Origin of the sequence: Pseudochrobactrum sp. AO18b, assembly GCF_000409565.1 — a bacterium.
In the GTDB taxonomy this organism is placed as follows: Bacteria; Pseudomonadota; Alphaproteobacteria; order Rhizobiales; family Rhizobiaceae; genus Pseudochrobactrum; species Pseudochrobactrum saccharolyticum.
Genome location: NZ_ANNO01000484.1, coordinates 1 through 9,650, shown reverse-complemented (window position 1 = coordinate 9,650; position 9,650 = coordinate 1). Strand labels below are relative to the sequence as shown.

Sequence of the window (9,650 nt, the reverse complement as noted above, 5' to 3'; positions counted from 1 at the left end):
ATAGCAATCAACCATTCCCACCCGTTTTGTCATGTCTGGTTTTTACCGGCGCATCACACTATGCGCCGGTAAGATAGTGTTGCCTCAGGCGATTACGCTGTCGGGTATAAAGCCTTCAAACGTGATCTGCTGTGCATGCATGTCGCTCACGGCCTTTTCCTCTGCGCTACGCACTGTCCATGTGATGACAGGGCGGTTGAGCACGGTGCGGAAGAAGCTGATGAACGGATTTGGCAGATGGTGGAAATTGTAAGAAACAAAATCCACATCATGCGCGAGCATGGCAAAGTGCTTTTCCATATCGGCGGCACTTGTACCTTCTGCCGTCAGACCGGCAACAACACCCGGTGCATCGCTGCGGAAACGGCGGATGAGGTGATGGTCGAAGGACATGATCGCCGCTTCGCCCTGATAGGTTTTCAGCTCTTTGGCAACGGCGGCAACCAGACCTTCATCCTGACCTTCAATGCCTTTGAGTTCGATAACCAGCGGCACGCGTCCGGCAACCAGATCAAGCATCTGGCGAAGCGACGGAGCGTGATCCTGTGTGGTGCCGATGGTCAGTGACTGAGCCTCGGCCAGTGTCAGATCACAAATGCGGCCTTCGCGGCCGGCAAGGCGATCCAGCACATCATCATGAAACACGATGACTTCACCGTCTTTGGTCAGATGCACGTCGCATTCAATGGCATAATTGCCTGCAATGGATGCACTGAAGGCCGGAAGAGTGTTCTCCCAGACCTTTTTATTCATATCGTGCAACCCGCGATGGGCAATCGGCCGGCGGGTGAGCCATTTCAGTTCATCACGAGGCGCAGCGCTCATAATCAGGCAACCTCAATCACGGCTTCGATTTCAACCGGCGCATTCAGCGGCAGACCAGCCATGCCAACTGCGGAGCGGGCATGTTTGCCTGCATCGCCGAGAACGTCGATGAACAGCTGCGAACCGCCATTGGCAACAATGTGCTGATCGGTGAAATCAACAACAGACGCAACAAATACAGTGATTTTGACAATGCGCTTGATGCGGGAAAGATCGCCGCCAAGAGCCGCTTTTGCCTGCGACAGCACATTGATAGCGCAATATTTTGCTGCTTCCTGCGCCTGTTCAATGGTCAGGTCGCGGCCAACCAGACCGGTGGAAACGAGTTTGCCGTCTTTCAGGGGCAGTTGGCCGGAGGTGAACAGCAGATTGCCGCTCTGGGAAAAAGGCAGATAGGCTGCAGCCGGTGCTGCGGATTCTGGAATTGAAATGCCGAGATCTTTGAGGCGGGTTTCGATTGTCGAGGTCATGGCGCTCTTTCCGGTTTTATTTTATCGTCACATCAGAGTGGACGGCAAACAATAAGGTCATTTTGGGGCGGTTTATATTCCGCAGGGATTCTTTAACAGTTTGCCCTTCATTGTCGGTTCCGAATGTCGGCCCTGAATTGTTGGGATGAATGTTTATGCCTGATCTGTGTGTTTTAGGTGTCATGCATATACAAAAATAAAGTTCAAACTGACAGAATCAGTGGAGCATAGCAAAAGCTGTGATTTTTGCCTCGCTTCCGCCATGAGTTATTTTAACATGGCGATAAATTTATCGGAGAATCTTTATGCGTTTTTTGCAGGCCCCCATTTTGCAGGCCCTTGTGTTCGGATCTGGTTTTGTTGTTCCTGCAGTGCTGAGCACAGCAGCTTATGCAGGAAGCACACTTCTGCCGCATCGCGCAGTTTATGATCTGACACTGGAACGCGCCGATGAAAAATCCGGCATTGCCGGTGTAACCGGACGTATGGTCTATGAGTTCAACGGCTCGGCCTGCGAAGGCTATACAACGAATTTCCGCTTCGTGACCCGTATCGATATGGAAGGGCAGGATCAGCGGGTTACAGATCAGCAGACCACTACTTTTGAAGCCGGAGACGGCAGCCGCTTCCGTTTCGTCAATAAAACCTTTGTCGATAAAGAGCTGATTAAAGAAGTGCGCGGGAATGCGGCGCTTGGCGACAAGCAGATGGATGTGGCACTGACCAAGCCTGAAAAACAGGATTTGAAACTGGCACTCTCGCAGTTTCCGACCCGTCATATGGAAGAACTGCTTGTTCGCGCGCAAAAGGGCGACACCTTTTATCAGACGACAATTTTTGACGGTTCCGATGATGCCAATAAGATTATGGCGACCACAGCCGTGATCGGGAAAGGGCAGGTGCTGCCTGAAGACACCGAGACCAAAGTCATGGGTGAGGTGGCCAAACAAGAGAGTTGGCCTGTGACCGTCGCTTATTTTGATGATGAAGAGAGCGACGAAGGGCTGCCGGTCTATCGCGTGAATTTCAAACTCTACCGCAACGGCGTAACCCGTGATCTGAACATGGATTACGGTGATTTTTCCATGAAAGGCACCTTGGTCAATCTGGAAATGTTTAAACCGGCAGCGGCGGCAACCTGCGAATAATCCGGCATAACTCTACAGGTTTCGATGACAAGGCGGCATTTCCGGAAACGGATTTGCCGCTTTTTTCATTTTATTGAATTTCCGTGCCTTGTATTCTGTAGTCTTGACTATAAATATCTCTGTGACTGAGATTGATCCGTGCGTGCTGTGGTGGCGCGGATAATTTTTACAAGCAAAGGTATTATAATGTCCGATCTTTTTTCCTCCTATGATCTCAATGGCCTGCCGCTTAAAAACCGTGTGGTGATGGCGCCTATGACACGTGCACGCGCAATTGATACGGTGCCGAACAGCGACACGGCATTATATTATGCCCAGCGTGCCGGAGCAGGCCTGATTGTGAGTGAAGGAACACCGATCTCTGATGAGGGGCGCGGCTATCTCTATACGCCCGGTGTATATTCTGCCGAGCAGGTTGAGGGCTGGAAAAAAGTAACGGATGCCGTTCATTCGCAGGGTGGTAAAATCTTCTCACAAATCTGGCATGTCGGACGTGTTTCCCATGTTTCCGTACAAAAGAACGGCATTGCGCCTGTCGCGCCGGTTGCTGAAATTGCAAAAGACTCAAATGTTTTCGCGCTTGGTGAGGGCGGAACACCGGGGCTGGTTGCACCCAGCGCACCGCGTGCATTGAATGCTGACGATATTGCCCGCATTACCGGAGAATTTGCCGATGCTGCAGAGAATGCCGTTAAAGCCGGTTTTGATGGTGTCGAAATTCACGGTGCAAATGGCTATCTGATTGAGCAGTTCATCAATGCCGGTTTCAATAAGCGTGAAGATGGCTATGGCGGCGCGACAATTGCCGGACGTATCCGCTTTGCGCTGGAGGTTGTTGATGCGGCCGTTGCACGTATCGGCTCTGACCGTGTTGGTATTCGCCTGACACCTTTCAGCCGTCTGTTTGATCTTCATGCTTTTGACGGGGAGGAAGAAACATGGCTGACATTGGCTGCCGGGTTGTCTGCCCGCAAACTGGCTTATATTCATATCGGCAATGCCGGTGGTTTGCTGGCAAAAGAAGAAGGCCGCAATTTCCTGAAGAAGTTCCGTGAGGTTTATCAGGGCACACTGATCTTTGCCGGCGGATATACGCAGGAAACGGCTGAGCGTGTTCTCGATGAAGGGCTTACAGATCTGGTGGCTTTCGGTCGGCCATATATCTCAAATCCTGATCTGGCCGAGCGTATGCAGCGCGGCTGGCCGCTGGCACCGGCCGATCACACAACTTTCTATGGCGGTGCGCAAAAGGGTTATACCGATTATCCGGCCTATGAAGCTGTTTAAACGCAGATAAGGGCAGGGATGTTTCCGCCGCAGAACAAGAGTTCCGGCGGGAATGTCCCTGTGCTATAGTCTTATGGCTGTGTAATATCTGATAATGAAGGCTGCGATCCGGCTTCCGGCGGTTTTTGACCGTTCAGGGCTTGCATTTTCTTCATTCATCGTTTACCAGCCGCATTATTCCACACACGGGATTTGGGTTATGGGCGGGAGAAATCCGCACAACGCCTCCGGTGGCACATTTGTGCCTCAGCCCGTGGAGGTTCAACCGGAAAAGGAAAATACAATGGCATTGCCTGATTTCAGCATGCGCCAGCTTCTGGAAGCTGGTGTTCACTTCGGTCACCAGACACATCGCTGGAACCCGAAAATGGCACCTTTCATCTATGGTGCACGTAACAACATCCACATTCTTGACCTGGCTCAGACCGTTCCTCTGCTGCACAATGCGCTGAAGGTTGTTTCTGATACTGTTGCTCGTGGCGGCCGCGTTCTGTTCGTTGGCACCAAGCGTCAGGCTTCGGAAATCATTGCTGACGCTGCTGGCCGTTCGGCTCAGTATTACGTCAACTCCCGCTGGCTCGGCGGCATGATGACCAACTGGAAAACCATTTCCAACTCGATCCAGCGTCTGCGCAAGCTTGACGAACTGCTGTCGAGCGAAGCTCAGGGCTATTCCAAAAAGGAACGCCTGACTCTGGAACGCGAACGCGAAAAGCTGGACCGCGCTCTCGGTGGTATCAAGGATATGGGCGGCGTTCCTGACCTGATGTTCATCGTCGACACCAACAAGGAATCGATTGCAATTCAGGAAGCCAAGCGTCTTGGTATCCCTGTTGTTGCTGTTATCGACAGCAACTGTAATCCAGACCAGATCGATTTCCCGATCCCAGGTAACGATGATGCTGCTCGCGCAATCTCGCTCTATTGCGATCTGATTGCTAAAGCTGCTCTGGACGGCATTATGCGTCAGCAGGGCGCTCTGGGCATCGATATCGGTGCGCAGGCTGAAGCTCCTGTTGAGCCAGCTCTGGAAGCTGCTGAAAACGCTTAATTCGTTTTCTTGTCTGCCGGATCTGTTTTCAGATCCGGCAGATATTTTGCTTAAAAGACACAATTTGCCGTGTTTGCAGAGCTTCAAAAAACTGAAGTTTTAAACCGGTAAATATCTGAAACGGGTGAGTCGTTTCTGATTCCGTCCGCGAACGGTGAAATCTGTGTCTTATCCAATTTGAGCCTTTTCGGCTCCTGCTATCCCGTATGTATACAGTTGACGTTTTGCAGAAATTGCAACGCGGGCTGTAATGATTAATCGGTCATTGGATAAAAGACAGGTCCGCTGTCTGAACAATGATCCATAGCGGGCATGCCGCTTTGCCGGATGTCTGCTGCTTTCTCTGAGAGGCGACAATGAGCATTACCGCAGCAATGGTTAAAGAACTTCGTGAACTCAGCGGCGCAGGCATGATGGACTGCAAGACCGCTCTGAACGAAAATAATGGCGATATGGAAGCTGCCATGGACTGGCTGCGCAAGAAGGGTATCGCTAAAGCTGACAAGAAAGCCGGCCGTACAGCTGCTGAAGGTCTGGTAAGCGTTGCCAGCGAAGGCAAAAAAGCTGTTGTTGTTGAGGTTAACTCCGAAACAGACTTCGTTGCCCGTAATGCTGCTTTCCAGGAAATCGTTCTGAACGTAACCAAGGTTGCTCTGGGCACCGACGGTTCGACTGATGCCGTTGCAAACGCAACCTATCCGGGTTCGGAAAAGACTGTAACTGACACTATTAAAGATGCTGTTGGCACCATCGGTGAAAACATGGCATTCCGTCGTTCCGCTGCTCTGAGCGTGGAAAATGGTGTTGTTGCTTCTTACATCCACAACGGCGTTGCAGACGGCCTCGGCAAGCTGGGCGTTCTGGTTGCTATCGAAACAACCGGTGATGCAGAAGCTGCTGCCGCTATCGGTCGTCAGATCGCTATGCATGTTGCCGCAACCAACCCGCTGGCTCTGACTTCTGCTGAAGTTGATGCTGCTGCTGTTGAGCGCGAAAAAGCAATCTTTGCAGATCAGGCTCGTCAGTCCGGCAAGTCGGAAGAAATCATCGCCAAGATGGTTGACGGCCGTATGCGCAAGTTCTTTGAAGAAGTTGTTCTTCTGTCGCAGGCTTTCGTTATCAACCCGGACCTGAGCGTAGAAGCTGCGCTTAAAGAAGCAGAAAAAACAATCGGCGCGCCTGCTAAGGTAACCGGCTTTGTTCGCTTCGCTCTGGGCGATGGCATTGAAAAAGAAGAAACCGACTTCGCTGCTGAAGTTGCTGCCGTAAACAAAGGCTAATTCTTTACAGGCGCCTCCTGAATTGCGATGCGCCTTTCAGAATGCGGTTTACTGCCCGAATTTAAAATGCCGGTCTGACTCTGTCAGGCCGGCATTTTTACGACATGCGTAAAACAAGAAAACAGAGCGGGCGCTAAGCATTCCATAAAATGCAACAGGCTCTAAAAACTTGTCAGTTATGAAAGGGCATCGCGTGACAATGCGATGCCCTTGATGTATGCGAAACATATTCATGCTTTTTCTTGTCATCTGCACCGGTCATGCAATTATGCTTGGCGACGGTTGCTCGCGGCAGAAAATCATTCTGTGTTCCGGCTAAAAATGTGAATATCTGCAAGTTCATATGCACCGGACTATTTAAAAACCATGTCCGCTTGCCGGTGGGGAAGTTCGGACCGAAATCAAAAAAGGGATCCCATGGCTGGTAAGACACTGTATAAACGGGTTCTCCTCAAAGCGTCAGGTGAGGCGCTGATGGGTGAGCAGGGATTTGGCATTGACGTGTCCGTTGCTGACCGCATTGCAAGTGATATTGCCGAAGCGCGTGCGCTCGGCGTTGAAGTCGGCGTGGTTATCGGCGGTGGTAATATTTTCCGCGGGCTGGCTGTTGCCTCCAAAGGCGGCGACCGCGTAACCGGCGATCATATGGGTATGCTGGCTACAGTGATTAACTCGCTGGCTCTGCGCACCTCTCTGGTCAAGCAGGGTGTTGATGCGGTTGTGCTTTCGGCGATTGCTATGCCGGAACTGTGCGAGAGCTTCTCGCAGCGTCAGGCAACCGCCTATATGGATCAGGGCAAGGTTGTGATCTTTGCCGGTGGTACCGGTAATCCGTTCTTCACAACCGATTCTGCGGCTGCTTTGCGTGCTGCTGAAATCGGTGCGGATGCCCTGTTTAAGGGCACGCAGGTTGACGGTATTTACAGTGCTGATCCGAAGAAAGATCCGTCTGCCACGCGTTTCGACCGTCTGACCCATAAGGAAGTGCTGGATAAAGGTCTGGCTGTGATGGATGTGACGGCAGTGGCTCTGGCACAGGAAAACCGCATTCCGATCGTGGTTTATTCCATTCATGAAGCAGGCGGCTTTGCGCAGATTCTGCAGGGCAAAGGCCGCAGCACGGTTGTGACAGACGCCTGATAAGCACCGGTTCCTGAATTGAATCTGTGTGTGTACACAGATTCAATTCAGCAAAGCTTTGATTTTGTGCTTATCATTTGCGTCAAGCTGTTCTAAACAAAAAGCGAATTGTGTGGTCTGAAACCTGTTTCCGACTATCAGGCAGTATTATGCGCTGTAAAAGCGCAAGATGTTTGGTGTACGCCCAAGGAGAGATATTATGAGCGACGCTCTGGATGTAAACGATCTGAAACGCCGTATGGATGGTGCGATTCAGTCCTTCAAACATGATTTGGGTGGTCTGCGTACCGGACGCGCTTCAGCAAGCCTTCTGGAGCCTCTGACGATTGAAGCCTATGGTTCGACCATGCCGATCAATCAGGTGGCGCAGATTACTGTTCCTGAAGCCCGTATGCTGTCTGTTTCCGTTTGGGACAAGAGCATGGTCGGTGCGGTTGAACGTGCAATCCGCGATAGCGGTCTGGGTCTGAACCCGATCACTGACGGTATGACACTGCGCGTGCCGCTGCCGGAACTGAACGAACAGCGCCGTAAGGAACTGGTTAAAATTGCGAACCAATATGCCGAAGGTGCTAAAGTTGCCGTTCGTCATGTGCGTCGCGATGGTATGGATCAGTTGAAGAAACTGGAAAAAGACGGCACCATCAGTCAGGATGACAGCCGCACCCTGTCTGACAAAGTGCAGAAAATGACCGACGAAACCATTGTGGAAGTTGATAAGCTTCTGGTTTCCAAAGAAGCGGAAATTATGCAGGTCTAAGGCACCATTCGCCCGATCGGGCGCATAAAGGTCGCTCTAAACTGTAAGAACAGGCATCAGAGTGGTTCAGTATCAATTAACCACTCTGATATCTGAGACTGCCGTATATCTCCGGTGAAAAGAATATATCCGCGAATACGCATAGTGAATGCCGGAGTGGCCGTGCAAAAGACATTTTGCGGATTCTATTATAGTACAGAATAATTATGCATGTTGTTGCTGGTTGCAGTCTGATGCTGATAATTCTCTAAGTTCTTAAACCGGATAAGCATGGCGCCTGACGGCAGCCGTTCTGTCAAAAAAAGGAATATGCCTGAATGTCCGATCCGCGCCACATCGCCATTATTATGGATGGCAATGGTCGTTGGGCTAAAGCGCGCGGTCTGCCGCGTGTTGCCGGTCATAAAGCGGGTGTGGATGCTCTGCGCGGCATTGTGCGTGCTGCAGGGGATAAAGGGCTGGAATTTCTTACCCTCTTTGCATTTTCTTCCGAGAACTGGTCGCGTCCGAATTCCGAAGTCACGGAACTGATGGGATTGCTGAAGCTGTTCATCCGCCGCGATCTGAATAAGCTTCACAGTCAGAATGTCCGTGTACGCATTATCGGCGCGCGTGATGACCTTGCCTCGGATATTTGTGTGCTTCTGAATGAGGCCGAAAAACTGACCGCAGCCAATAGCGGCCTGACGCTTGTTATTGCCTTTAATTACGGGGCGCGGGACGAGCTGACACGGGCAATGCGTCAGATTGCGGAAGCCGTTGCTGCAGGGCAGATGAAGCCGGATGCGATCACGGCCGAAATGATTTCTGAAAGGCTTGATACAGCAGATATTCCGGATCCTGACCTGATTATCCGTACCAGCGGTGAAATGCGGCTGTCCAATTTTCTGCTCTGGCAGGCTGCTTATTCAGAATTTCTGTTCGCTCCGGAATATTGGCCGGATTTCAAGCCTGCGCATTTATTTGCTTCGATTGATGAATATCGTAAGCGGGTTCGCCGCTTTGGCGGGCTGGAAGCTGACGACATGCAAAATTTGTCCGGTGAAACGGACGTGGTACCTTTGCGGCATAATGCGGGCTAGGTTGGTGCTGTGCGTTTCAGCTTGGCCGGATCATAAATAGACAGACTTAGAGCGCATCCCGAAAAGTGCGAAGCGGTTTTCGGAGCAAGATGCGCGTAAAATCAAACAGATAGAGCATTTGTAATGATTCAATCTAAACTAAAAATGCTCTAGGGGCGAGGGTTTTCGTGTCCAATCTTCAATTGCGTATCATGACGGCAGCAGTGCTTGCGCCCGTTACAATTCTGCTGATCTGGCTGGGCGGTATGAGCTTCCGTGTGCTGGCTGTGGTGATTGGCTTCGCGATTTTCTATGAGTGGACAACCCTGAGCGCCTCGAAGCAGACGCGCTCCGGCCTGACGGCAGGCTGGGCGGTGCTCTCGGTTGCTGCGGGTCTTATGCTTATACAGGTTCCGGCAATTCAGATTCTGGCCATTCTTGCAGCCGGTGCGGTTTTCCTGATCCAGCGCTCTAACTGGACTGCGGCAGGGCTGATTTATGCCGGCGTGCCGATGGTTTGTCTGGCGGTCTTGCGCGGCGAAACGACATCCGGTCTGATTGCAATCATCTATTTGTTCGCACTGGTCTGGGCGACAGATATTTTTGCGTATTTCACCGGACGCAGCCT

10 protein-coding genes are annotated in these 9,650 nt (G+C 51.5%); 8 read left to right on the top strand and 2 right to left on the bottom strand.

Features of this window, described 5'->3' with window-relative positions; genetic code table 11:
• Window positions 1–84: 84 nt before the first annotated feature.
• Both A918_RS0118045 and A918_RS0118040 read right to left on the bottom strand, forming a co-directional pair.
• Entirely contained in the window at window positions 85–825 is a 741-nt protein-coding gene (locus A918_RS0118045; protein ID WP_022712401.1) for a glycerophosphodiester phosphodiesterase, read from the bottom strand.
• 2 nt (window positions 826–827) lie between these two features.
• Complete coding sequence (locus A918_RS0118040) at window positions 828–1,295, bottom strand: RidA family protein (RefSeq protein WP_022712400.1); 468 nt, start codon at window positions 1,293–1,295, stop codon at window positions 828–830.
• Window positions 1,296–1,600: 305 nt separating this feature from the next.
• Between A918_RS0118040 and A918_RS0118035 the strand changes: the two genes are divergently transcribed.
• The 8 genes from A918_RS0118035 to A918_RS0118000 all read left to right on the top strand — a co-directional run.
• The gene (locus tag A918_RS0118035; RefSeq protein WP_022712399.1) at window positions 1,601–2,443 is read left to right on the top strand and encodes a cell envelope integrity EipB family protein; all 843 of its coding nucleotides are present in this window, start codon (window positions 1,601–1,603) and stop codon (window positions 2,441–2,443) included.
• Window positions 2,444–2,629: 186 nt separating this feature from the next.
• On the top strand, window positions 2,630–3,730 hold the full coding sequence (locus A918_RS0118030; RefSeq protein ID WP_022712398.1) for an alkene reductase: 1,101 nt from the start codon (window positions 2,630–2,632) through the stop codon (window positions 3,728–3,730).
• Between the two features lie 283 nt (window positions 3,731–4,013).
• Window positions 4,014–4,781, top strand: coding sequence for a 30S ribosomal protein S2 (gene rpsB, locus A918_RS0118025; RefSeq protein ID WP_028233986.1), 768 nt, complete (start codon window positions 4,014–4,016; stop codon window positions 4,779–4,781).
• 356 nt (window positions 4,782–5,137) lie between these two features.
• Complete coding sequence (tsf, locus tag A918_RS0118020) at window positions 5,138–6,061, top strand: translation elongation factor Ts (protein ID WP_022712396.1); 924 nt, start codon at window positions 5,138–5,140, stop codon at window positions 6,059–6,061.
• 417 nt (window positions 6,062–6,478) lie between these two features.
• Complete coding sequence (gene pyrH / locus A918_RS0118015) at window positions 6,479–7,201, top strand: UMP kinase (protein ID WP_022712395.1); 723 nt, start codon at window positions 6,479–6,481, stop codon at window positions 7,199–7,201.
• 199 nt (window positions 7,202–7,400) lie between these two features.
• Window positions 7,401–7,961, top strand: a complete 561-nt coding sequence (frr, locus tag A918_RS0118010) for a ribosome recycling factor (protein ID WP_022712394.1) — start codon at window positions 7,401–7,403, stop codon at window positions 7,959–7,961.
• Between the two features lie 317 nt (window positions 7,962–8,278).
• Window positions 8,279–9,043, top strand: coding sequence for an isoprenyl transferase (locus tag A918_RS21005; protein WP_022712393.1), 765 nt, complete (start codon window positions 8,279–8,281; stop codon window positions 9,041–9,043).
• A 167-nt stretch (window positions 9,044–9,210) separates the two neighbouring features.
• Window positions 9,211–9,650 (top strand): phosphatidate cytidylyltransferase (locus tag A918_RS0118000; protein WP_022712392.1); only part of this gene is annotated, 440 nt, incomplete at its 3' end.